The organism is Streptomyces sp. NPDC096310 (genome assembly GCF_044763125.1).
In the GTDB taxonomy this organism is placed as follows: domain Bacteria; phylum Actinomycetota; class Actinomycetes; order Streptomycetales; family Streptomycetaceae; genus Streptomyces.
In genome coordinates this window covers 128177-151075 of record NZ_JBIWFO010000016.1, presented here as the reverse complement: position 1 = coordinate 151075, position 22899 = coordinate 128177, and the positions used below count along the sequence as shown (strand labels likewise).

Annotated in this window: 18 protein-coding genes; 14 read left to right on the top strand and 4 right to left on the bottom strand. The window is 71.1% G+C overall.

Annotated features, from left to right (window positions below; genetic code table 11):
- Positions 1 to 34 precede the first annotated feature (34 nt).
- The 4 genes from ACIQ7D_RS26165 (at position 35) to mutM (ending at position 2787) form a co-directional block, all read left to right on the top strand.
- Positions 35 to 673 (top strand): YceD family protein, encoded by a 639-nt coding sequence (locus ACIQ7D_RS26165; RefSeq protein WP_403941445.1) that lies wholly within the window; start codon positions 35 to 37, stop codon positions 671 to 673.
- Positions 674 to 675: 2 nt separating this feature from the next.
- The gene (rpmF, locus tag ACIQ7D_RS26160) at positions 676 to 849 is read left to right on the top strand and encodes a 50S ribosomal protein L32 (RefSeq protein WP_053675094.1); all 174 of its coding nucleotides are present in this window, start codon (positions 676 to 678) and stop codon (positions 847 to 849) included.
- 19 nt (positions 850 to 868) lie between these two features.
- Positions 869 to 1738: a ribonuclease III gene (gene rnc / locus ACIQ7D_RS26155; protein WP_403941392.1), complete on the top strand. Its 870-nt coding sequence runs from the start codon at positions 869 to 871 to the stop codon at positions 1736 to 1738.
- Positions 1739 to 1926: 188 nt separating this feature from the next.
- Positions 1927 to 2787 (top strand): bifunctional DNA-formamidopyrimidine glycosylase/DNA-(apurinic or apyrimidinic site) lyase, encoded by an 861-nt coding sequence (mutM, locus tag ACIQ7D_RS26150; protein WP_403941390.1) that lies wholly within the window; start codon positions 1927 to 1929, stop codon positions 2785 to 2787.
- Here mutM and ACIQ7D_RS26145 read toward each other — a convergent pair.
- Together ACIQ7D_RS26145 and ACIQ7D_RS26140 are read right to left on the bottom strand one after the other, a co-directional pair.
- Positions 2760 to 3161 carry a winged helix-turn-helix transcriptional regulator gene (locus ACIQ7D_RS26145; RefSeq protein WP_403941388.1) on the bottom strand — a complete coding sequence of 134 codons (402 nt, stop codon included), beginning with the start codon at positions 3159 to 3161 and terminating at the stop codon, positions 2760 to 2762. The two genes, mutM and ACIQ7D_RS26145, sit on opposite strands and share 28 nt — an antisense overlap.
- Positions 3162 to 3303: 142 nt before the next feature.
- Positions 3304 to 4236: a CAP domain-containing protein gene (locus ACIQ7D_RS26140; protein WP_403941386.1), complete on the bottom strand. Its 933-nt coding sequence runs from the start codon at positions 4234 to 4236 to the stop codon at positions 3304 to 3306.
- A 133-nt stretch (positions 4237 to 4369) separates the two neighbouring features.
- Here ACIQ7D_RS26140 and ACIQ7D_RS26135 point away from each other — a divergent pair, with 133 nt between their 5' ends.
- The 4 genes from ACIQ7D_RS26135 (at position 4370) to ACIQ7D_RS26120 (ending at position 10885) form a co-directional block, all read left to right on the top strand.
- Positions 4370 to 4651 (top strand): acylphosphatase, encoded by a 282-nt coding sequence (locus tag ACIQ7D_RS26135; protein ID WP_403941384.1) that lies wholly within the window; start codon positions 4370 to 4372, stop codon positions 4649 to 4651.
- Positions 4652 to 5054: 403 nt separating this feature from the next.
- Positions 5055 to 5273, top strand: coding sequence for a hypothetical protein (locus ACIQ7D_RS26130; RefSeq protein ID WP_030351764.1), 219 nt, complete (start codon positions 5055 to 5057; stop codon positions 5271 to 5273).
- Between the two features lie 199 nt (positions 5274 to 5472).
- The gene (locus tag ACIQ7D_RS26125; RefSeq protein WP_403941382.1) at positions 5473 to 9222 is read left to right on the top strand and encodes an AAA family ATPase; all 3750 of its coding nucleotides are present in this window, start codon (positions 5473 to 5475) and stop codon (positions 9220 to 9222) included.
- 241 nt (positions 9223 to 9463) lie between these two features.
- The gene (locus ACIQ7D_RS26120; protein WP_403941381.1) at positions 9464 to 10885 is read left to right on the top strand and encodes a sugar porter family MFS transporter; all 1422 of its coding nucleotides are present in this window, start codon (positions 9464 to 9466) and stop codon (positions 10883 to 10885) included.
- Here the strand turns inward: ACIQ7D_RS26120 and ACIQ7D_RS26115 are convergent.
- Positions 10882 to 12351, bottom strand: a complete 1470-nt coding sequence (locus ACIQ7D_RS26115; protein ID WP_403941379.1) for a purine-cytosine permease family protein — start codon at positions 12349 to 12351, stop codon at positions 10882 to 10884. The two genes, ACIQ7D_RS26120 and ACIQ7D_RS26115, sit on opposite strands and share 4 nt — an antisense overlap.
- A gap of 223 nt (positions 12352 to 12574) precedes the next feature.
- On the opposite strand from ACIQ7D_RS26115, the gene ftsY reads away from it, so the two are divergent.
- Positions 12575 to 13795 (top strand): signal recognition particle-docking protein FtsY, encoded by a 1221-nt coding sequence (gene ftsY, locus ACIQ7D_RS26110; protein ID WP_403941377.1) that lies wholly within the window; start codon positions 12575 to 12577, stop codon positions 13793 to 13795.
- Between the two features lie 188 nt (positions 13796 to 13983).
- Here ftsY and ACIQ7D_RS26105 read toward each other — a convergent pair whose 3' ends face one another.
- Positions 13984 to 14643 (bottom strand): bifunctional DNA primase/polymerase, encoded by a 660-nt coding sequence (locus ACIQ7D_RS26105; protein WP_403941375.1) that lies wholly within the window; start codon positions 14641 to 14643, stop codon positions 13984 to 13986.
- 555 nt (positions 14644 to 15198) lie between these two features.
- On the opposite strand from ACIQ7D_RS26105, the gene ACIQ7D_RS26100 reads away from it, so the two are divergent.
- From ACIQ7D_RS26100 to ffh, 5 genes are all read left to right on the top strand, one after another.
- Complete coding sequence (locus tag ACIQ7D_RS26100; protein WP_403941443.1) at positions 15199 to 16548, top strand: hypothetical protein; 1350 nt, start codon at positions 15199 to 15201, stop codon at positions 16546 to 16548.
- 369 nt (positions 16549 to 16917) lie between these two features.
- Positions 16918 to 18210 carry an ammonium transporter gene (locus ACIQ7D_RS26095; RefSeq protein ID WP_403941373.1) on the top strand — a complete coding sequence of 431 codons (1293 nt, stop codon included), beginning with the start codon at positions 16918 to 16920 and terminating at the stop codon, positions 18208 to 18210.
- On the top strand, positions 18207 to 18545 hold the full coding sequence (locus tag ACIQ7D_RS26090) for a P-II family nitrogen regulator (protein ID WP_365814097.1): 339 nt from the start codon (positions 18207 to 18209) through the stop codon (positions 18543 to 18545). The genes ACIQ7D_RS26095 and ACIQ7D_RS26090 overlap by 4 nt, the downstream gene beginning before the upstream one ends.
- A 16-nt stretch (positions 18546 to 18561) precedes the next feature.
- Entirely contained in the window at positions 18562 to 21084 is a 2523-nt protein-coding gene (locus ACIQ7D_RS26085; protein WP_403941371.1) for a [protein-PII] uridylyltransferase, read from the top strand.
- Between the two features lie 231 nt (positions 21085 to 21315).
- On the top strand, positions 21316 to 22872 hold the full coding sequence (gene ffh, locus ACIQ7D_RS26080; protein ID WP_403941369.1) for a signal recognition particle protein: 1557 nt from the start codon (positions 21316 to 21318) through the stop codon (positions 22870 to 22872).
- The last annotated feature ends 27 nt before the right edge of the window (positions 22873 to 22899 follow it).

Here is a 22899-nt window from a genome sequence, read left to right as displayed (position 1 = left end):
TTCTCTCCATAGATTTTCGAAAGCGGGAAAAGCCCTGAACGCGCGCCTCGACCACCACAACCCCCTCGTGTTCGACACACACGAGCTGGGGCGGCGTCCTGGTGCGCTCCGGAAGCTGACCCGCTCGGTGCCCGCCCCCAAGGACTTCGGCATCGACGGGGTCATCGGAGCGCCCGAGGGCGCCCCGGTGGAGCTGGACCTCCGTCTTGAGTCGGTCATGGAAGGGGTGCTCGTCACGGGCACCGCCCGTGTCTCGGCCGAGGGGGAGTGCGTAAGGTGTCTGGAGCCGCTCAGCCAGGAAGTGGCGGCGGACTTCCAGGAGATGTTCTCGTACCACGACACCGACGACCGGGGCCGCAGCCGTGCGGAGCCGGCCGACGATGCCGAGGACGACGAGGACACGCTCTTCATCGAGGACGGTCTGTTCGACCTCGAACCCGTGCTGCGTGATGCGGTGGTGCTCGCACTGCCGATGCAGCCGGTGTGCCGGGAGACCTGCTCCGGTCTGTGTTCCACATGTGGGATCAGGCTGGACGAGAACCCGGACCACCACCACGACGCCGTCGACATCCGTTGGGCGGCATTGCAGGGACTCGCCGAGACCGTCAAGGACGGCGAGAAGGACAACATGGGCGGCGCCGAAGCCGGCGTCGACGAGAAGCAGGAGAAGTAGCCGTGGCTGTTCCGAAGCGGAAGATGTCGCGCAGCAACACGCGCCACCGCCGGTCGCAGTGGAAGGCTGCGGTCCCCAACCTGGTTTCGTGCGAGCGTTGCCAGGAGCCGAAGCTCCAGCACATCGCGTGCCCGAGCTGCGGCACCTATAACAAGCGCCAGGTCCTCGAGGTCTGAGCGGCTGGTGAGAGGCTCGATGTCTGAACTGTCCCCTGCTAAGAAGCAGACAGACACTGTCAGTACGGCCTCGTCCCACACGCTTCTGGAAGGGCGGCTCGGGTATCAGCTCGAGACCGCCCTTCTGGTGCGTGCGCTGACCCACCGTTCGTTCGCGTACGAGAACGGCGGTCTGCCCACCAACGAGCGGCTCGAATTCCTCGGGGACTCGGTGCTCGGCCTGGTGGTCACGGACACGCTGTACCGCATCCACCCCGACCTGCCGGAAGGCCAACTGGCCAAGCTGCGGGCCGCGGTGGTCAACTCGCGTGCGCTGGCGGAAGTGGGCCGCGGCCTCGAACTCGGCTCCTTCATCCGGCTCGGCCGGGGCGAAGAGGGCACAGGAGGCCGGGACAAGGCGTCCATCCTCGCCGACACCCTTGAAGCGGTGATCGGCGCCGTCTATCTCGATCAGGGTCTCGGAGCGGCGTCCGAGCTGGTGCACCGGCTCTTCGACCCGCTGATCGAGAAGTCCTCGAACCTCGGGGCGGGCCTGGACTGGAAGACCAGTCTCCAGGAGCTGACCGCGGCGGAGGCCCTCGGCGTGCCCGAGTACCTCGTCACGGAGACAGGACCCGACCACGAGAAGACCTTCACTGCTGCCGCCCGCGTCGGTGGTGTCTCGTACGGCACCGGCACCGGCCGCAGCAAGAAGGAAGCGGAGCAGCAGGCGGCGGAGTCCGCCTGGCGGTCCATCCGGGCCTCGGCCGACGAACGGGAAGCGGCGGCCGGGACCGGCGCCGCCGAACCGGCCCCGGCCGACTCCGGTGAACCGGTCGCCGTCGATGCCGGAGGGGCCGCCGACGCCGCTCCGGCCGGGCAGGCTCCGGCGGACACGGCGACGGGCTGACCGTCCGTCCGCACGCTCCTTCCTGGTACGCCCCTCGCGTCGTCCGCGGCGCGAGGGGCGTCTCCCGTGCGGCCCCGTCCGCCGGGCTCCGTACCCGCTGACCGCCGTCGCCCCGTCCGGTGCTGTCCGGTCCTGTTTCCGCCCCGTTCCGCCCCGTTCCGCTTCGTTCCGTATCCGAGGAGCCTCCCGTGCCCGAGCTGCCCGAGGTCGAAGTCGTCCGGCGCGGACTCGAACGCTGGATCAGCGGCCGGACCGTCGCAGGGACCGAGGTGCTCCACCCGCGTGCGGTACGGCGCCACCTCGGGGGCGGCACGGACTTCGCGGCGCGCCTCAAGGGGCACACCATCGGCGTCGCACGGCGCCGCGGCAAGTATCTGTGGCTGCCGCTCACCGACACCGACGCCTCGATCCTCGGCCACCTCGGGATGAGCGGTCAGCTCCTCGTACAGCCCGAGACCGCCCCCGCCGAGAAGCATCTGCGAATTCGCGTCCGCTTCGACGACGCGCTCGGAACCGAGCTGCGCTTCGTCGACCAGCGCACCTTCGGTGGCCTCTCGCTCCACGACAACACCCCCGACGGGGTGCCGGACGTCATCGCGCACATCGCCCGTGACCCCCTGGACCCCGCCTTCGACGAGGACGCCTTCCTCACCGCGCTGAAACTGCGCCGTACGACGGTCAAGCGCGCACTGCTCGACCAGTCGCTGATCAGCGGCGTCGGCAACATCTACGCGGACGAGGCGCTGTGGCGCGCCCGGCTCCACTACGAACGCCCCACCGCGACACTGCCCCGGCCACGCGCCGCCGAACTGCTCGGCCACGCGCGCGACGTGATGAACGCGGCGCTCTCCGTCGGCGGCACCAGCTTCGACAGCCTGTACGTCAATGTGAACGGCGAGTCCGGTTACTTCGACCGGTCGCTCGACGCGTACGGACGCGAGGGCGAGCCGTGCGGCCGCTGCGGGACCCCGATCCGCCGGCGCCCCTGGATGAACCGCTCCAGCTACTTCTGCCCGCGCTGTCAGCGCCCGCCGCGCGCCGCGTCGTAACGCTCCCGCGCCTCCAGCACCTCGGGCATCCGGCCCTCCAGCAGGTGGACGAGGCCGAGCAGCCGCCCGGCGACCTCGCGTCCCAGCGGCGTCAGCTCGTAGTCCACGCGCGGCGGGTTGACCGGCTGGGCGTCGCGGCGTACGAGGCCGTCCCGCTCCAGTGCGTGCAGGGTCTGGGAGAGCATCTTCTCGCTCACCCCGTCGACGCGCCGCCGCAACTCGTTGAAGCGGAAGCCGCTCTCGTGGAGCGCGCACAGGGTGAGACCGCCCCAGCGGCCCGTCACATGCTCCAGCGTGCCGCGCGAGGGGCACTGCCGGGAGAACACGTCGAAGGCGAACCCGTCGAGCCCGGCGTCAGCGGAGAGAGTGTCCATATCCCCACCCTACTAGCGGAAAGCGCCACCCGATGGGCGGCGCTTTCTTACAGTGAGCATACGGGCGGGCGTACCGCGCGCCGTACGAGGCGGTCGACGGGGCGGCTCACAGGCTGGCTCACCGGCCCCGTACCGGGCCGGGTCAGAAGCCGAAGTTCTGCGTCCACCACGGGCCGCCGGAGCTGGTGTTCACCCCGACGCCGAGCCGGGTGTAGTCGCAGTTCAAGATGTTCGCGCGATGGCCCTCGCTGTTCATCCAGGAGTCCATCACCGCCTCGGCGGTGGCCTGCCCCCGGGCTATGTTCTCGCCTCCGAGGTTCTTCACACCGGCCTGGTCCGCGCGATCCCAGGGCGTGTCGCCGTCGGGGTCCGTGTGGTCGAAGAAGCCGCGCGCGGCCATGTCGTCGCTGAAGCCCTGTGCCAGTGCGTTCAGGCTCGCGTCGGCCTTCAGCGCGGCGCAGCCGACCTTGGCCCGCTCCTGGTTGACCAGCGAGAGCACAGCCGACGCGGTGGACGAGGGGGCCGCCTGGGACTGCTCGCCGGCGCGCTCGGTGGTCTGCGCGGGCGCCGGGGCCTCGTCCTCCTTGGTGGGCGAGCCGGCGGAGGAGCCCGCGGAGCCGGAGCCGGAGCGGGTGCCCGTGTCCTTGGACGGGGTCTGTGTCTTCGCCTTCGGCGGCGCCGGGGCGGGCTTCGTCCGCGTCGGGGAGGCGGAGGGCGAGGCCGACTTCTTCGGGCCCGTCGTACGCTCCGCGCTGCGGCTCGGCTCCAGCGTCGTCGCCCGCGTCGGGTCCGCGGAGGTACTGCCCTGCTGCTGCAACTCGGGGGCGCCCTCGCTGCGGATCTGCTCACCGGTGGTGCCGCCGCCGCTCACGGAGAACTGGCCCCCGCCGGGGAGCAGACCGGAGGCGACCGCGACGGCGCCGACCGCCATCGCCGCGGAGGCGCCGAGAAGTCCCGTACGGACGGGCTTGGTGACCCGGCCCTTGCGGCGCGGCGCGCCTGCGGGGCCATTGGCGGAGTCCTCAGGGGATACGACAGGTGCGCCGGGGGCGGCGGAGCGTCGGTGGCGTCCCATCTGTGGTGCCTTCCTCAGTCTCGACGGCAACGTTACTCACCCGTATGAGTGAGGCTCATTGCGACCGGACTGTACGGCATGGCACGTGGGGGTGCCGGGCCTGGAGAGCAATTGGCCGATTAGCTTTGCGCCTATGAAAGAAGATGTACGTCTCACGGCTTGGGTCCGCGGCAGAGTGCAAGGAGTCGGCTTCCGCTGGTTCACCAGGGCGAACGCTCTGGAGATCGGCGGTCTCACCGGATTCGCCCTCAATCTCGACGACGGCAGGGTGCAGATCGTCGCGGAGGGGCCGCGTGACCATTGCCACCAACTGCTGGACTGGCTCCGCTCCGCCGACACACCCGGGCGAGTCGACGGAGTCACTGAGATCTGGGACACCCCACGCGGCGGATACGAGAGCTTCGCCATCCGCTGAGAAGCGCGGCCGCCCTCGTGCCCGGCGGCGACCGGGAAATGCCGCCGGAATACCCGACTCTCCGCGATGACCAGCGATGACCTGGTGGTTGCCAAGAATGGCCGGCCGTGCCAAGCTCCCCGGTCAGCGAAGATCCCCGCGCCCCCGGGACCCGGGGAGAGCGCGCGCAGCCGCAGGCCGCGGCCCCGCGCCACCGGGCCGCCCGGCGCCGCGGGCTGTGATCGTGTTGACCGTCAAACTTTTTGGTGAGACTCTGGAATCCCCGCGCACCTTAGCTGTTTGGCAGTAAGAACCGCAGTAGGAACCGCAGTGATGAACAAGCACTGCCAGGCACCGCGGGTGCGATTTCCCTCACGACCCACACCGCATTCGGTCGGTCACTCAGTGTGGAGGACCATTCATCATGGCAAAGGCGCTTCTCGGTTATGTCGGCGGTTCCGACCCGCGACTCCTCGCCGAGATGCGACGGCTTCAGCAGCGCGTCCAGGACCTCGAATCCGAGCTCGTACGGATCCAGTCCGAGAACGACGTGCTGAACGCGGCTGTCGCACAGCACCCCGGAGAGTCGCTGCTCAACGGCATCGACATTGACGTACCCCAGGCGGAGCCCGCGCTCACCTGAAGACAGCCCCCGTCGGGGCCGGGTGAGAAACACTCTCGCAAGATATGCAAGGGACGCTCCGGCGTCCCTTCTTTCTTTCCATCTTCCCCTGTACGAAGCTTTGTTGGCGCTGCCACGCCTTTCTTAACGTCTGATGTGCCCTGCGCGTTCCACGGTGAAACCGCCGGCGGACGATCCGGGCCCGGTAGAGTCCGGCGGCGTGCACCTCAAGGCCATGACCCTGCGCGGGTTCAAATCCTTCGCCTCCGCCACGACGCTGCGCTTCGAGCCGGGTATCACCTGCGTCGTGGGCCCGAACGGCTCCGGGAAATCCAATGTGGTGGACGCGCTCTCCTGGGTCATGGGAGAGCAGGGCGCGAAGTCGCTGCGCGGCGGGAAAATGGAAGACGTGATCTTCGCCGGCACGACCGGGCGCCCCGCGCTCGGCCGCGCGGAGGTCTCTCTCACGATCGACAACTCCGACGGGGCGCTGCCGATCGACTACGCCGAGGTCACCATTACGCGGATCATGTTCCGCAACGGCGGCAGCGAATACCAGGTCAATGGCGACACCTGCCGGCTGCTCGATATCCAGGAGCTGCTCTCCGACTCCGGTATCGGCCGCGAGATGCATGTGATCGTCGGCCAGGGCCAGCTCGACTCCGTACTCCACGCCGATCCGATGGGTCGCCGGGCATTCATCGAGGAAGCCGCCGGGGTGCTGAAGCACCGTAAGCGGAAAGAGAAGGCGCTGCGGAAGCTGGAGGCGATGAAGGCGAATCTCGCCCGTGTCCAGGACCTCACGGACGAACTGCGCCGCCAGCTCAAACCTCTCGGCCGGCAGGCGGCGGTCGCGCGCCGCGCCGCCGTCATCCAGGCCGATCTGCGCGACGCCCGGCTGCGGCTGCTCGCCGACGATCTGGTGCGGCTGCGCGAGGCGCTGCGTACGGAGATCGCGGACGAGGCCGAGCTGAAGGGCCGCAAGGAGGAGGCCGAGAACAGGCTGAAGGCCGCGCTGACCCGCGAGGCCGAACTGGAGGAGGAGGTACGGCGGCTCGCGCCGCGCCTGCGGAAGGCACAGCAGACCTGGTACGAGCTGTCGCAGCTCGCCGAACGGGTACGCGGCACCATCTCGCTGGCCGACGCGCGGGTCACCAGCGCCACCAACGCCCCCGAGGAGGAGCGGCGCGGCCGCGACCCCGAGGACATGGAGCGCGAGGCCGCCCGGATCCGGGAGCAGGAGGCGGAGCTGGCCGCCGCGCTGGAGGCGGCCGAGCACGCACGCGAGGACACCGTCGCCCACCGCGCCGAGCTGGAGCGGGCGCTCGCCGAGGAGGAACGCCGCCTCAGGGACGCCGCCCGCGCGCTCGCCGACCGCCGCGAGGGCCTGGCCCGGCTGCACGGCCAGGTCACCGCGGCGCGTGGCCGGGCGGCCTCGGCCCAGGCGGAGATCGGCCGCCTCGCCGCGGCCAGGGACGAGGCGCACGAACGCGCGGCCAGGGCGGGGGAGGAGTACGAACTGCTCAAGGCCGAGGTCGACGGGCTCGACGCGGAGGACGACGCGCTCGCGGCCCGGTACGAGGAGGCCCGCCGCGCGCTCGCCGGCGCGGAGCGGGCGCAGAGCGCGGCGCGCGACGCCGCGACCACGGCGGAGCGCGAACACGCCGCGCTCTCCGCCCGCCACGACGCCCTCGCCCTGGGGCTGCGCCGCAAGGACGGCACCGGGGCGCTGCTGGGCGCCCGCGACCGGCTCACCGGTCTGCTGGGTCCCGCGGCGGAAGTGCTCAGCGTCACCCCGGGCCGGGAGATCCCGGTCGCCGCGGCGCTGGGCGCCGCGGCCGACGCGATCGCGGTCAGCGGTCCCGCCGCGGCGGTGGAGGCCCTGCGGCTGCTGCGCGAACGGGACGCGGGCCGGGCGGCGCTGCTGCTGGGCGCCCCGGCACCGGACGCACCGTCGAAGGCGTCGTCGCCCGCTCCGTCCGCTCCTTCCACTTCCCCCGCTTCCCCTGTTCCGTCGCCTCCGCCCGCCAGGCCCGCACCGGGCGGGGTGCCCGCGCAGAGCGGCGGCCCCGGGGCGGATCAGGCGGGGGCGGGAGGCGCGGCGGGGGCGGCGGGGGCGGCCTCCGCCACGGCCGGTTCCGTACGGACCGCCGTCGCCGCGCCGTACGTCGCCGACCTCGTCCAGGGACCCGCCGAGCTGATGGGCGCCGTACGGCGGCTCGTACGGGACATGGTGGTCGTCGCCACCCTCGACGACGCCGAGGCACTTGTCACCGCACGGCCCACGCTCATCGCCGTGACCGCCGAAGGGGATGTCCTCGGGGCGCACTTCGCGCACGGCGGCTCCGCCGGGGCGCCCAGCCTGCTGGAGGTGCGGGCATCCGTCGACGAGGCCGCCGCCGAGTTGGAGCGGCTCGCCGTACGGTGCGAGGAGCTGGACGCGGCGCGCCGCACCGCCGCCGCGCGCCGCACCGGACACGCCGCGCTCGTGGAGGAGCTGGGGGAGCGGCGCCGCGCCGCCGACCGCGAGAAGTCCGCCGTGTCCGGGAGGCTCGGGCGGCTCTCCGGACAGGCCCGCGCCGCCGCCGCGGAGGCCGAACGTGCCGCCGGAGCAGCCGCCGAGGCGCAGGAGGCGCTGGAGCGGGCCACGGAGGAGGCGGAGGAGCTGACGGAGCGGCTGCTCGTCGCGGAGGAGGAGTCCCCCTTCGGGCAGGGCCAGGAGGAACCGGACACCTCCGTACGGGACCGGCTGGCCGCCGACGGCGCGAACGCCCGGCAGACCGAGATGGAGGCGCGGCTCCAGGTCCGTACCCACGAGGAGCGGGTGAAGGGGCTCGCGGGCCGCGCCGACGGCCTCGACCGGGCGGCGCGCGCCGAGCGCGAGGCGCGGGCGCGCGCGGAGCGGCGGCGCGCCCGGCTGCGTCACGAGGCACGCGTCGCCGCGGCGGTCGCGGCCGGCGCCCGGCAACTGCTCGCGCACGTGGAGGTATCGGTCGTACGGGCCGAGGCGGAGCGGGCCGCCGCCGAGGAGGCCAGGGCCGTACGCGACCAGGAGCTGACCGCCGAGCGGAACACCGGCCGTGACCTCAAGAGCGAGCTGGACAAGCTCACCGACTCGGTGCACCGCGGCGAGGTGCTCGGCGCCGAGAAGCGGTTGCGGATCGAGCAGCTTGAGGCGAAGGCGCTGGAGGAGCTGGGCGTGGAGCCGGCCGGGCTGATCGCCGAGTACGGCCCCGACCAGCCCGTGCCGCCCTCGCCGGCGGCCGAGGGGGAGGAGCTGCCGGAGGACCCGGGGGACCCGCGGAACCGGCCCAGGCCGTACGCGCGGGCCGAGCAGGAGAAGCGGCTCAAGGCCGCCGAACGGGCGTATCAGCAGCTCGGGAAGGTGAATCCGCTGGCCCTGGAGGAGTTCGCGGCGCTGGAGGAGCGCCACCAGTTCCTCTCCGCGCAGCTCGAAGACCTGAAGAAGGCCCGGGCCGATCTGCTGGGGGTGGTGAAGGAGGTCGACGAGCGGGTGGAGCAGGTCTTCACCGAGGCGTTCCGGGACACCGCCGTCCAGTTCGAGGGCGTCTTCTCGCGGCTCTTCCCGGGCGGGGAGGGGCGGCTGATCCTCACGGATCCGGAGAACATGCTGACCACGGGCGTGGACGTGGAGGCCAGGCCACCGGGCAAGAAGGTCAAGCGGCTCTCGCTGCTCTCCGGCGGCGAACGGTCCCTGACCGCGGTGGCGCTGCTGGTGTCGATCTTCAAGGCCAGGCCGAGCCCGTTCTACGTGATGGACGAGGTAGAGGCGGCGCTCGACGACACCAATCTCCAGCGGCTGATCCGCATCATGCAGGAGCTCCAGGAGAGCTCCCAGCTCATCGTGATCACCCATCAGAAACGGACGATGGAGGTGGCCGACGCGCTCTACGGGGTGTCGATGCAGGGCGACGGGGTATCCAAGGTCATCAGCCAGCGGCTCCACTGAGGTTCATGGCTTCGCCGAGGGTCATGTCGTCTTCGGATCTTGAAGGTTCGGTGCGGGGATGGCGCGGGATTTGTCGTACCGTGCCGCGAGCAGCCCCGCAGCATCCCTTCAAAACATGAAGGCATAGTCTCTTGCGCGTTGCTTTTGTCTTCAAGTGGTGGCTGGCGAGACGTTATGCCTCACTTGAAAGGCTCGCCCACCCCACGCCCGGCGACGCAGCCGGGCGGCCTCAGGAGTACACGTGACCAGCACAGCGCAGGTTCCGCCGCCAGGAGGTCGAGCGGCCCATCCCGAACACCTCGGCCATGTCGTCTTCATCACGGCGGCCGCCGCGATGGGCGGCTTCCTCTTCGGCTACGACAGCTCGGTGATCAACGGGGCCGTCGAGGCCATCCGGGACCGGTACGACATCGGCTCCGCGGCCCTCGCCCAGGTCATCGCCATCGCACTGATCGGCTGCGCGATCGGGGCCGCCACGGCGGGCCGGATCGCCGACCGGATCGGCCGGATCCGCTGCATGCAGATCTCCGCCGTCCTCTTCACGGTCAGCGCGGTCGGCTCGGCCCTGCCGTTCAACATCTACGATCTCGCGTTCTGGCGGATCATCGGCGGCTTCGCGATCGGCATGGCGTCGGTGATCGGCCCCGCGTACATCGCCGAGGTCTCGCCGGCCGCCTACCGCGGCCGGCTCGGCTCCTTCCAGCAGGCCGCGATCGTCATCGGCATCGCCATCTCGCAGCTCGTCAACTACGGCATCCTCCAGCTCGCCAACGGCGACCAGCGCGGCAAGCTGCTGGGCTTCGAAGCGTGGCAGTGGATGCTCGGTGTGATGGTCGTACCGGCAGTGCTCTACGGTCTGCTCTCCTTCGCGATCCCCGAGTCCCCGCGTTTCCTGATCTCGGTCGGCCGGGTGGACCGCGCCAAGCAGGTGCTCGCCGAGGTCGAGAGCAAGGACGTCGACCTGGACGCGCGGGTCGAAGAGATCAAGCACGCGATGCACCGTGAGCACAAGTCGACCTTCAAGGATCTGCTGGGCGGTGGCGGCTTCTTCTTCCTGCCCATCGTCTGGGTGGGGATCGGGCTCTCGGTCTTCCAGCAGCTCGTCGGCATCAACGTCGCCTTCTACTACTCGGCGACGCTCTGGCAGTCCGTCGGGATCGACCCGTCCAGTTCGTTCCTCTATTCGTTCACGACATCGATCGTCAACATCATCGGCACCGTGATCGCGATGGTCCTGGTGGACCGGGTCGGCCGCAGGCCGCTCGCCCTCGTCGGCTCCGCCGGTATGGCCGTCGCGCTCGCCTGCGAGGCATGGGCGTTCTCCGCCCACCTGGTCGACGGCAAGCTCCCCAGCACCGAGGGGACTGTCGCCCTGATCGCCGCGCATGTGTTCGTGCTCTTCTTCGCGCTCTCATGGGGCGTCATCGTCTGGGTCTTCCTCGGCGAGATGTTCCCGAACCGGATCCGCGCCGCCGCCCTCGGTGTCGCCGCCTCGGCGCAGTGGATCGCCAACTGGGCCATCACGGCGAGCTTCCCGAGCCTGGCCGACTGGAACCTCTCGGGTACGTACGTCATCTACGCCTGCTTCGCCACGCTCTCCATTCCGTTCGTGCTCTTCTTCGTGAAGGAGACGAAGGGGAAGACGCTGGAGGAGATGGGTTAGCCCGTCCCCGTCCCTGCCCTTGTCCTGGCTCCGGTTCCGGCCCCGGCGTCCGCTTCCGCGGGCTCCGGGGCCTTCGCGCGCTCGCGCGGCAGCACCCCGTACAACCCGGCCGCCACCAGGGTGGTGACGACCCAGCCCAGGCCGTTCTCCCCGACCCAGGTCCCGGCGAGGGGGCCCGAGAACCACTGCACCGAGGTGAAGAGCACCCCCACCACCAGGGCCGTACCCCAGGCGGCCATGGCCGACGGGGCGAAGCCGCCGCGGTACCAGTAGCCGCTGGTGCGGGTCGTGTCCATCAGCGCCGCGCCGTCGTACGTACGCCGCCGGAGCATGTCCAGGCCGAAGACGCCGATCCACGCGGAGAACGCCACCGCGAGCAGCGTGAGGAACGAGACGAACGAACCGATGAAGCTCGTGGCGACCACCATCAGCAGGAAGCCGAGGACCAGGCTGATCACCGCGTTCACGCTGACCGCCCAGGCGCGGGGCACCCTGATGCCCAGCGTCTGCGCCGTGAACCCCGCCGAGTACATCGACATCGAGTTGATCAGCACCATCCCCACCAGCGCGATCAGCAGATACGGCACGGCGATCCAGGTGGGCAGCAGCGCGCCGATGAAGGAGACCGGGTCCTGCGCCGTGGCCAGATCCGGCGTCCCCACCGCCATCACCGCGCCCATCAGCACCAGGGGGAGCACCACGATCCCCGCGCCGCCCACCGTGGTGCCGACCATGGCACGGCCCGAGGCGGACCGGGGCAGGTAGCGGGTGAAGTCGGGGCCCGAGGGGACCCAACTGAGGCCGCCCGCCGCGATCGTGCCGATACCCGCGATCATCATCGCCGTCGAACCGGCCGGCTTGCCGAAGACCGCCGACCAGTCGGTTCCGGCGATGAGATAGCAGAGCACCAGCACGCTGAACGCGCCGAAGAGATACGCCGACCAGGTGCTGCAGATCCGTAGCGCCTTGATGCCCAGACCCGAGACCAGGAAGGTCCCGGCCACGAAGAGCAGCAGCGTGATCACGACCAGCGGGGTGCTGCGCTTGATCCCGAAGAGCAGATCGAGCACCGTCAGCACGGCGTACGCGCCGGTCACCGCGTTGATCGTCTCCCAGCCCCAGCGCGCGATCCAGATCAGCGACCCCGGGAAGAGATTCCCGCGCTGGCCGAAGACCGCCCGGGAGAGCGCCATCCCGGGCGACCCGCCGCGCTTGCCCGCGATGGAGATCAGCCCGACCGTGCCGTACGAGACGACGGGCGCCGTGACCCCCACGATCAGCGCCTGCCAGAAGTTGAGACCGTTGAGGACGATCAGGCCGGCCCCCATCGTGAGCAGCAGCACGCTGATGTTGGCGGCGACCCAGGTGGGGAAGAGTCCCCGCACATGGCCGGCGCGCTCGTCATCGGGGACGGGCTCCAGGCCACGAGTCTCCATCGCGCCTTCGGATGCGGAGGCGTGGGGCATGAACAGGCTCCGAACAGAGGTGGGGGCTCCCGCGGGGGAGTGGACCTCCGGGCGAACCCGGAACCTCCACCATCGTACGTTCGGGGTAAAACGTCCAAATCGTCACGAGGATCTTCGTGATCTTCGTGTGAACCTCTGAAGTCGTCGTCGGGCCGGACCCCGCCGGGACGCGCCCCGGCATGGCCGGGAGCCGCGCCCGGCCGTGGCTGATACTGGGAGCGTTATGGAAATCGTCATCCTTGTTGTAGTCATCGCCCTGGTCGCGGTCGGCGCGATCAGCGGGCTCGTGGTCAGCAGCCGTAAGAAGAAGCTGCCGCCCTCGTCACCGTCGAGCACGCCGACCATCACAGCCCCACCCGCCGAACCGCACGTCGGTGACGAGGCGGAGACACCGCGCGACGAACCGCGCCGCACGATCGAGGAGGTCGGGCTCCCCGACACCACCGCCGGTGCGCCGGTCGTCGTCGAGGAGCCCGTCGAGGCTGCCGAGGCCGCCGAGGCGCCCGCCATCGAGGTGCCCGAGCCGTCCGCGGGCCGGCTGGTCCGACTGCGCGCGCGGCTCGCCCGCTCGCAGAACTCCCTCGGCAAGGGCCTGCTCACCCTGCTCTCCCGCGAGCATCTGGACGAGGAGACCTGGGAGGAGATCGAGGAGACCCTGCTCACCGCCGATGTCGGCGTCGCTCCGACCCAGGAGCTGGTCGAGCGGCTGCGCGAACGCGTCCGGGTGCTGGGCACCCGCACCCCGGCGGAGCTGCGCACGCTCCTCAGGGAGGAGCTGCTGGTCCTCCTCGACCCCGATGTCGAGCGGGCGGTCAAGACGGAGAGCGGGCTGGACACGCCCGGCGTCGTCATGGTCGTCGGCGTCAACGGCACCGGCAAGACCACGACCACCGGCAAGCTGGCACGGGTGCTCGTCGCGGACGGCCGGTCCGTAGTCCTCGGCGCGGCGGACACCTTCCGCGCCGCCGCCGCCGACCAGCTCCAGACCTGGGGCGAGCGCGTCGGCGCGCGCACCGTACGGGGCCCGGAGGGCGGCGACCCGGCGTCGATCGCCTTCGACGCGGTCAAGGAGGGCATCGCGGAGGGCGCGGACGTCGTCCTCATCGACACGGCGGGGCGGCTGCACACCAAGACCGGCCTGATGGACGAGCTGGGCAAGGTCAAACGGGTCGTGGAGAAGCACGGCCCGCTCGACGAGGTGCTGCTCGTCCTGGACGCGACGACCGGGCAGAACGGCCTCGTCCAGGCGCGGGTCTTCGCGGAGGTCGTCGAGATCACGGGGATCGTGCTGACCAAGCTGGACGGTACGGCAAAGGGCGGCATCGTGATCGCGGTCCAGCGGGAGCTGGGCGTACCGGTGAAGCTGGTGGGTCTGGGCGAGGGCCCGGACGATCTCGCGCCGTTCGAGCCCGCCGCGTTCGTCGACGCGCTGATCGGGGACTGACCCCGGTCCGGAGCGGGGGTACGGGGGTACGGGGGTACGGGGCGGGCGCGGCCCCCGTGCCCCGGATCCCGGGGACTTCGTACCCCGTGGCCCCCGGGTCCCGTGGCTCCGGTCGCGCGACCTCGGGTCCCGTGAGCTCCGTGCCTTCGTACTACTCCTGTGATCGTCCTGCCGCCGCCCCCACCGGGTTACGGCGGTGGCGTCGAGCGGTGGCAGATATAGGCCAGGATGCCGAGCAGCAGCCGGGCCTGCGGGGGCGTCGCGGCCGTGTCCAGGGACGGCGGGCGCAGCCAGCGGACCGGGCCGAGCCCCGCCAGGTCCGACGGGGGCGCCGTGACATACGCGCCGGTGCCCAGACCGTGCAGATCCAGGTCCGCGTCGTCCCAGCCCATCCGGTAGAGCAGCTCCGGCAGCCCGGCCGCCGCGCCCGGGGCGACGAAGAAGCGGGCGCGGCCCGTCGGCGTCGCCAGCACCGGGCCCAGCGGGAGGCCCATCCGTTCGAGCCGGACCAGCGCGCGGCTGCCGGCCGGCTCCGCGACGTCGATGATGTCGAATCTCCGGCCCACCGGGAGCAGCACCGCCGCGCCCGGCACCTCCGACCACGCCTTCGCCGCGTCGTCCAGCGTGGCGCCCGCCGGGACCTCGGGGCCGAAGTCGAGCGGGTGGGCGCCCGGCGCCGTACACCCCGGATCGCCGCAGGAGCAGTGTCCGCCCGAGGCCCGCGCGCCGGGCATGACGTCCCAGCCCCAGAGTCCGGTGTACTCCGCCACCGCGGTGCACTCTGTGGTGCGACCGCGGCGGCGTGAGCCGGACCGCATCTCGCGGATGCCGCCGATCGTGAAGCCCATGCCCCCTCCAACGGGTCGAACTCGCCGGTGGTTACGACTCGCAGTCTGCCTGTGACGCTCCGTTGCCGCTTGGGCCATTCGAGTGGCGCGAAGTCGCATTGGGGGTAGCGCGATCCGATTCACGCGCCCCGGTGTGCATCGTTCCGCCACCCCCGAACGTCGTTCGTCAAGTCAATCGCGCCCTGTGGCGGGCGAGTTCATTCGAAGGGGTGGCGAATGGTGGCGTTTGTGGAATCACCCTCGCCGGACGGGTGATCGTAGGATTACTTTCGGTGCACGAACCTCGGGGTAAGACAGTCTCGCGGGTATGCCAAGGGCAACTCGGTTTCCTGTTCGAAGGGGCGCAACCTCCGGACACGGGGCCGTCACTCACGGCATTCTGATAGCGGTTCGCGAGACAAGGGCATTCGGTCGGATGGGGGCTTTCCAGTGGGCAGCGGCGCAGGCGGTACGGATACCGGCAAGCGTCCGAACGGGCAGCTCAACTCGTGGTTCCTGCGCAGCGGCTGGTCGAAGGGTGAACTGGCGCGCCAGGTCAACCGCCGCGCGCGCCAGATGGGCGCGCACCACATCAGCACGGACACCTCGCGCGTACGCCGCTGGCTCGACGGCGAGCAGCCGCGCGAGCCGATCCCGCGCATCCTCTCCGAGCTGTTCTCCGAGCGCTTCGGCGCCGTGGTGGCCGTCGAGGAGCTGGGACTGCGCTCCGCCCACCGCTCCCCGTCGGTGTCCGGCGTCGACCTGCCCTGGGCCGGCCCCCAGACCGTCGCCCTGATCAGCGAGTTCTCCCGCAGCGACCTGATGCTGGCGCGGCGCGGCTTCCTCGGTACGTCCCTGGGGCTGGCCGCCGGGCCCGCCCTCGTCGAGCCGATGCAGCGCTGGCTGGTGCCCACCCCCGCGGCCGACCCGGGCGAGCCGGCGCCGGACCCCGTCGCCCCGACCCGCCCCACCCGCCTCTCCGGCCCCGAACTGGACCTGCTGGAGTCCACCACGGCCTGCTTCCGGCTGTGGGACGCCCAATGCGGCGGCGGCCTGCGCCGCAAGGCGGTCGTCGGCCAACTCCACGAGGTCACCGAACTCCTCCAGGAGCCGCAGCAGGAGGCGACCTCCAGGCGGCTCTTCCGGTGCGCGGCCGAGCTGGCGGAGCTGGCCGGCTGGATGAGCTACGACGTGGGCCTCCAGCCCAACGCCCAGAAGTACTTCGTGCTGGCCCTGCACGCCGCCAAGGAAGCCGGGGACAAGCCGCTCGGCTCGTACATCCTCTCCTCCATGAGCCGCCAGATGATCCACCTGGGCCGGCCCGACGACGCCCTCGAACTCATCCATCTCGCGCAGTACGGCGGCAGGGACGGCGCCACCCCCAGGACCCAGGCGATGCTGTATGCGATGGAGGCCAGGGCGTACGCCAACATGGGCCAGCCGAGCAAGACCAAGCGGGCCGTCAGAATGGCCGAGGACACCTTCTCCGACGTCGGGCTCGACGGTGAGCCGGAGCCCGACTGGATCCGCTTCTTCTCCGAGGCCGAACTCAACGGGGAGAACGCCCACTCGTACCGCGATCTGGCCTATGTCGCCGGCCGCAGCCCCACCTACGCCTCCCTCGCGGAGCCCGTCATGCAGCGGGCCGTCGAACTCTTCGCCAAGGACGACGACCACCAGCGCTCGTACGCGCTCAACCTGATCGGCATGGCCACCGTCCACCTCCTCAACCGCGAGCCCGAGCAGGCCACGGCGCTGGCGGAGAAGGCCCTGGACGTCGCCCGCTGCGTGCGCTCCGAGCGGGTCAACACCCGGCTGCGCAAGACGCTCGACACCGCCGCCAGGGACTTCGGCGACGTCGCCGAAGTGGTCGATCTGACCGAAGTGCTCGCCCAGAAGCTGCCCGAGTCCGCGGAGGCCGTCTGAGCCGCGGGCCCGCCCCCGGTCGTACACAGCCCGCCCCCGCCGTACACGGCACGCACCAGCTCCGGCCGCGGCAACCACCCCGTACAGCCCGACACGGCTCCCCCGCCGCCAGGACAGCAGGGTGACTGCCGCGGCCGGTCTCCGCTGCCCGCGGTAGGCCCGCCGGGCGTCCGCGGAGGATAGCCGCGTTCCCCGGACGCGACCGGCGGGTTCATCGGGGCGTAACACAAGGGACACCTTCGTCACCGCCGTGAAACATCGAGCGGCACTGGCTGAAACCGCACTGCGCCAATCTCCTGAGCACAGTCGGCCCCCTACCTGCTTGAGCATCCGCACGGGCCGTATCCGACCCACGAGGAGACGCTGGCCTTGAATGGCGCAGATACCGCATTCGTACTGATCAGTGCCGCACTCGTCATGCTGATGACGCCCGGCCTGGCATTCTTCTACGGCGGCATGGTGCGGGTGAAGAGCGCCCTCAACATGCTCATGATGTCCCTGATCTCGCTCGGAATCGTCAGCGTGCTGTGGGTCCTCTACGGATACTCACTGGCTTTCGGTGACGACATCGGCGGCGGTCTCCTGGGCAACTTCGACCACATCGGGCTGAAGGGCATTACGGTCGACACGCTGACCGGCGGCAAGGAAGGCATCCCTGTCTTCGCCTTCGCCCTTTTCCAGCTCATGTTCGCCGTCCTGACCCCCGCGCTGATGAGCGGCGCGCTCGCCGACCGCGTGAAGTTCAGCGCCTGGGCGCTCTTCATCACGCTCTGGGTCACCGTGGTGTACTTCCCGATCGCGCACTGGGTCTGGCAGTCCGACGGCTGGCTCTTCAAGCTGGGCGTGATCGACTTCGCGGGTGGTACGGCGGTCCACATCAACGCCGGTGTCGGCGCGCTCGCCGCGGTCCTGGTCGTCGGCAAGCGGATCGGCTTCAAGAAAGACCCGATGCGGCCGCACAGCCTGCCGCTCGTCGTCCTCGGCATGGCCCTGCTGTGGTTCGGCTGGTTCGGCTTCAACGCCGGCTCCGCGCTCGCCGCCAACGGCACCTCCGCGATCATGGCCTTCAACACACAGATCGCCACCGGCGCCGCCATGCTCGGCTGGCTGATCTACGAGCGCATCCGGCACGGCGCGTTCACCACGCTGGGCGCCGCCTCCGGCGCCGTCGCGGGCCTCGTCGCGATCACCCCGTCCGGTGCCAACGTCAGCCCCTTCGGTGCCATCCTCATCGGTCTCGTGGCCGGTCTGGTCTGCTCCTGGGCCGTCAGCCTCAAGTTCAAGCTGGGTTACGACGACTCCCTCGACGTGGTCGGCGTCCACCTGGTCGGCGGTGTCATCGGCACCCTGCTCGTCGGTGTCCTCGCGGTCGACGGTGTCGGCGGTCTCACGCAGCTCGGCAAGCAGGCCACCGGGGCCTTCTCGGTGATGGCGTACTCCTTCGTGGTTTCCTGGATCCTCGCCAAGATCGTCGACGTCACCATCGGTTTCCGCGCCTCCGAGGACGACGAGACCAGCGGTGTCGACATGGCGTACCACGCGGAGTCGGCCTACGACTACAGCGCGGTCGGCGGCTCCCCGTCCGGCCGTAGCAGCGTCACCGCCCCGCACCACGACGAGACCCACGCCGCCGCGGCGAAGACCAAGAAGGTGGACGCATGAAGCTCATCACCGCAGTCGTGAAGCCACACAGGCTGGACGAGATCAAGGAAGCCCTCCAGGGTTTCGGCGTCCAGGGCCTCACGGTCACGGAGGCCAGCGGGTACGGCCGGCAGCGCGGCCACACCGAGGTCTACCGGGGTGCGGAGTACACCGTCGACCTCGTACCGAAGATCCGTATCGAGGTACTGGTCGAGGACGACGACGCCGAACAGCTCATCGATGTGGTGGTGAAGGCCGCCCGCACCGGCAAGATCGGTGACGGGAAGGTATGGAGCGTCCCGGTCGACACGGCGGTCCGCGTACGGACCGGCGAGCGCGGCCCGGACGCCCTCTAGAGACGGGAACGACTGGGTGACGAGCGTCGAAGAGACAACCGAAAAGGCAGACTCGGGACCCAGCGGTTATGCGGCGGCCCGGCTGCGCCTCCTCCAGGAGAAGGCGCGGCCAGGGCCGCCGCGCCGTACCGCGCTGGCCCGTCTCACCGACGACTGGCTGAACGCGCTGTTCACCACGGCCGCCCAGGAGACCGGCGTACGCGGCGCGGCCCTTGTCGCCGTCGGCGGCTACGGACGGGGCGAACTCTCCCCGCGCAGCGATCTCGACCTGGTGCTCCTGCACGACGGCAAGACACCCGCGAAGGCGATCGCCGCCCTCGCCGACCGGGTCTGGTACCCCGTCTGGGACCTCGGCCTCGCCCTCGACCACTCCGTACGCACCCCCGCGGAGGCGCGCAGAACCGCGGCCGAGGACCTCAAGGCGCAGCTCGGCCTCCTCGACGCCCGGCAGGTCGCCGGAGACCTGGGCCTGGTCACCGGCGTGCGCACCGCGATCCTCGCCGACTGGCGCAACACCGCCCCCAAACGCCTGCCCGAACTGGACGAACTGTGCCGGGAACGGGCCGAGCGCCAGGGCGAGCTTCAGTTCCTCCTGGAACCCGACCTCAAGGAGGCCAGGGGCGGACTGCGCGACGCCACCGCGCTGCGTGCCGTCGCCGCCTCCTGGCTCGCCGACGCACCCCGCGAGGGCCTCGGCGACGCCCGCCGCAAGCTGCTCGACGCCCGCGACGCCCTGCACCTGACCACCGGACGCGCCACCGACCGGCTCGCCCTCCAGGAACAGGACGCCGTCGCCGCCGAACTCGGCCTGCTCGACGCCGACGCCCTGCTGCGCCAGGTGTACGAGGCCGCGCGCACCGTCTCGTACGCCTCCGACGTCACCTGGCGCGAGGTCAACCGCGTCCTGCGCGGCCGCTCCGTGCGCCCCCGGCTGCGCGCCATGCTGGGCGGCAGGCCCGCCCCGGACCGCACCCCGCTCGCCGAGGGCGTCGTCGAGCAGGACGGCGAGGTCGTCCTCGCCCGCACCGCCCGGCCCGAACGCGACCCCGTGCTGCCCCTGCGGGCCGCCGCCGCCGCCGCACAGGCCGGACTGCCGATCTCCCTGCACGCCGTACGCCGCCTCGCCCAGGCCGTCAAACCCCTGCCGGTGCCGTGGCCCGCCGAGGCCCGCGAGGAGTTGGTCACCCTGCTCGGCGCCGGCGAGTCGACCATTCCGGTCTGGGAAGCCCTCGAAGCCGAAGGGCTGATCACCCAGCTCGTGCCCGACTGGGAGCGGGTACGGTGCCGGCCCCAGCGCAACCCCGTCCACACCTGGACCGTCGACCGCCATCTCGTCGAGGCCGCCGTCCAGGCGTCCTCGCTCACCCGCCGCGTCGGCCGCCCCGACCTGCTGCTCGTCTGCGCCCTGCTGCACGACATCGGCAAGGGCTGGCCCGGTGACCACTCCGTGGCCGGTGAGGTCATCGCCCGCGACGTCGCAGCCCGGATCGGCTTCGACCGCGAGGACGTCGCCGTCATCGCCGCCGTCGTACGCCACCACCTGCTGCTCGTCGACACCGCCACCCGGCGCGACCTGGACGACCCGGCGACCGTCAGCTCCGTCGCCACCCGCGTCGGCTCGCTCACCACCCTGGAACTCCTGCACGCCCTCACGGAGGCCGACGCGCTCGCCACCGGCCCCGCGGCCTGGTCGTCCTGGCGCTCCTCCCTCGTCACCGACCTGGTCACACGCGTCGCCGCCGTGCTCTCCGGCGACGAACCGGCGGAGCCCGAGCCCGCCGCGCCCAGCGCCGAGCAGGAACGCCTCGCCGTCGAGGCGCTGCGCACCGGCGGCCCCGTACTGGCCCTGCGCGCGCAGACCGAGGCCCCGCGGCCGGGGGGCGCGCAGGACGGGCAGGAGGACGCCGCGCCGGAACCGGTCGGCGTCGAACTGCTCATCGCCCTGCCGGACCAGCCCGGCGTGCTGCCCGCGGCGGCCGGGGTGCTCGCCCTGCACCGGCTCACCGTGCGCGCCGCCGACCTGCGTGCCGTCGAGCTGCCGGGCGGACTGGGCGCCCAGCCCGGCGTATCGGGCGGCGGGCCGGGGGCGGGGGTCGCGCCGGGCAGGACCACCGATGTCCTGCTGCTGAGCTGGCGCGTCGCCGCCGCGTACGGCTCGCTGCCGCAGGCGGCCCGGCTCCGCACCGACCTCGTACGGGCCCTGGACGGCTCCCTGGACATCCCGGCCAGGCTCGCCGAGCGTGAGGCCGCCTACCCGCGCCGCCGTGGCGTCACGGCCCCGCCGCCGCGTGTGACGGTCGCGCCGACCGCCTCCCGGCACGCGACGGTCATCGAGGTACGCGCGCAGGACGCCCCAGGCCTGCTGCACCGCATCGGCCGCGCTCTGGAGGATGCGCGAGTGATGGTGCGCAGCGCCCATGTGTCGACCCTGGGAGCCAACGCCGTCGACGCCTTCTACGTCACCTCCGACCGTGGACGCCCGTTGACGGCGGAGGCCGCCACAGAACTGGCACGCGCGGTGGAGACCGCACTGCGCTGAGCCACGCGGCGCGCCTCGCGGGGACGCCGGGGCCTCCCGGCGGTGACGATGACGGCCGCCGGGTGGCGTCCGGCCGACAAGGCTCGTACGCCTCCCGTACGGCCCAGCCACCCACGGGGCAGACCCCACCGCGCGCGGCCGGATACCCTGGGGGACGGTCTGTCCTTCACAGCGCGCAGCTGAATGGGACAGCCCCCTCATCCGCTCCCGACCTGAGGATCCGCGACCACCGTGTTCGATACTCTCTCCGACCGCCTCGCAGCCACATTCAAGAGCCTCCGGGGCAAAGGGCGCCTCAGCCCGGAGGACATCGACGCCACGGCCCGCGAGATCCGTATCGCCCTGCTCGAAGCCGACGTGGCGCTGCCCGTCGTCCGCGCCTTCATCGCCAAGGTCAAGGAGCGCGCGGCCGGCGCGGAGGTCTCCCAGGCGTTGAACCCCGCCCAGCAGGTCGTCAAGATCGTCAACGAGGAACTGGTCGGCATCCTCGGTGGTGAGACCCGCGTCCTGCGCTTCGCGAAGCAGCCGCCGACCGTGATCATGCTGGCGGGCCTCCAGGGCGCCGGTAAGACCACCCTGGCCGGCAAGCTCGGTCTCTGGCTCAAGGGCCAGGGCCACACGCCGCTGCTCGTCGCCTGTGACCTCCAGCGACCCAACGCCGTTACCCAGCTCTCCGTCGTCGCCGACCGCGCGGGCGTCGCGGTCTACGCGCCGGAGCCGGGCAACGGGGTCGGTGACCCGGTCAAGGTCGCCAAGGACTCGATCGAGTACGCGAAGACCAAGCAGCACGACGTCGTGATCGTCGACACCGCGGGTCGCCTCGGTATCGACGAGGAGCTGATGAAGCAGGCCGCGGACATCCGCGACGCCGTCAGCCCCGACGAGGTCCTCTTCGTCGTGGACGCGATGATCGGCCAGGACGCCGTCAACACCGCGGAGGCCTTCCGCGACGGCGTCGGCTTCGACGGCGTGGTGCTCTCCAAGCTCGACGGTGACGCCCGGGGTGGCGCGGCCCTCTCCATCGCGCATGTCACCGGCAAGCAGATCATGTTCGCCTCCAACGGCGAGAAACTGGACGAGTTCGACGCGTTCCACCCCGACCGCATGGCGTCCCGCATCCTCGACATGGGTGACCTGCTCACCCTCATCGAGCAGGCGGAGAAGACGTTCAGTCAGGCCGAGGCCGAGAAGATGGCCTCCAAGCTGGCGAGCAGCAAGGGCGGGAAGGACTTCACGCTCGACGACTTCCTGGCTCAGATGGAGCAGGTCAGGAAGATGGGCTCCATCTCCAAGCTGCTCGGCATGCTGCCCGGCATGGGACAGATCAAGGACCAGATCAACAACATCGACGAGAAGGACGTGGACCGCACCGCCGCGATCATCAAGTCGATGACCCCGGCCGAGCGCCAGGACCCCGTCATCATCAACGGATCGCGCCGCGCCCGTATCGCCCGGGGCTCCGGTGTCGAGGTCAGCGCCGTGAAGAACCTCGTCGAGCGGTTCTTCGACGCGCGCAAGATGATGTCGAAGATGGCGCAGGGCGGCGGGATGCCGGGCATGCCGGGCGTCCCGGGGATGGGCGGCGGCCCCGGCCGTACGAAGAAGAAGACCAAGCAGGCCAAGGGCAAGCAGCGCTCCGGCAACCCGATGAAGCGCAAGGCCGAGGAGCAGGCGGCACTGGCGCGGCGCGAGGAGGCGGCGCAGTCGGGCAACGCGTTCGGCCTGCCTGCCGGGGGCCAGGACAAGGACTTCGAACTGCCCGACGAGTTCAAGAAGTTCATGGGCTGATCGCACCCGTACGGAGGGCGGTGGGGC

Excerpts from the sequence above, each read along its gene's own strand:
- ACIQ7D_RS26115 (WP_403941379.1), bottom strand. The coding sequence starts at position 12,351 with ATGCCCCACGCCTCCGCATCCGAAGGCGCGATGGAGACTCGTGGCCTG.
- ACIQ7D_RS26135 (WP_403941384.1), top strand. The coding sequence starts at position 4,370 with ATGAAAGAAGATGTACGTCTCACGGCTTGGGTCCGCGGCAGAGTGCAA.
- ftsY (WP_403941377.1), top strand. The coding sequence starts at position 12,575 with ATGGAAATCGTCATCCTTGTTGTAGTCATCGCCCTGGTCGCGGTCGGC.
- ACIQ7D_RS26130 (WP_030351764.1), top strand. The coding sequence starts at position 5,055 with ATGGCAAAGGCGCTTCTCGGTTATGTCGGCGGTTCCGACCCGCGACTC.
- ACIQ7D_RS26090 (WP_365814097.1), top strand. The coding sequence starts at position 18,207 with ATGAAGCTCATCACCGCAGTCGTGAAGCCACACAGGCTGGACGAGATC.
- rnc (WP_403941392.1), top strand. The coding sequence starts at position 869 with ATGTCTGAACTGTCCCCTGCTAAGAAGCAGACAGACACTGTCAGTACG.
- ACIQ7D_RS26145 (WP_403941388.1), bottom strand. The coding sequence starts at position 3,161 with ATGGACACTCTCTCCGCTGACGCCGGGCTCGACGGGTTCGCCTTCGAC.
- ACIQ7D_RS26140 (WP_403941386.1), bottom strand. The coding sequence starts at position 4,236 with ATGGGACGCCACCGACGCTCCGCCGCCCCCGGCGCACCTGTCGTATCC.
- ACIQ7D_RS26100 (WP_403941443.1), top strand. The coding sequence starts at position 15,199 with ATGGGCGCGCACCACATCAGCACGGACACCTCGCGCGTACGCCGCTGG.
- ACIQ7D_RS26105 (WP_403941375.1), bottom strand. The coding sequence starts at position 14,643 with ATGGGCTTCACGATCGGCGGCATCCGCGAGATGCGGTCCGGCTCACGC.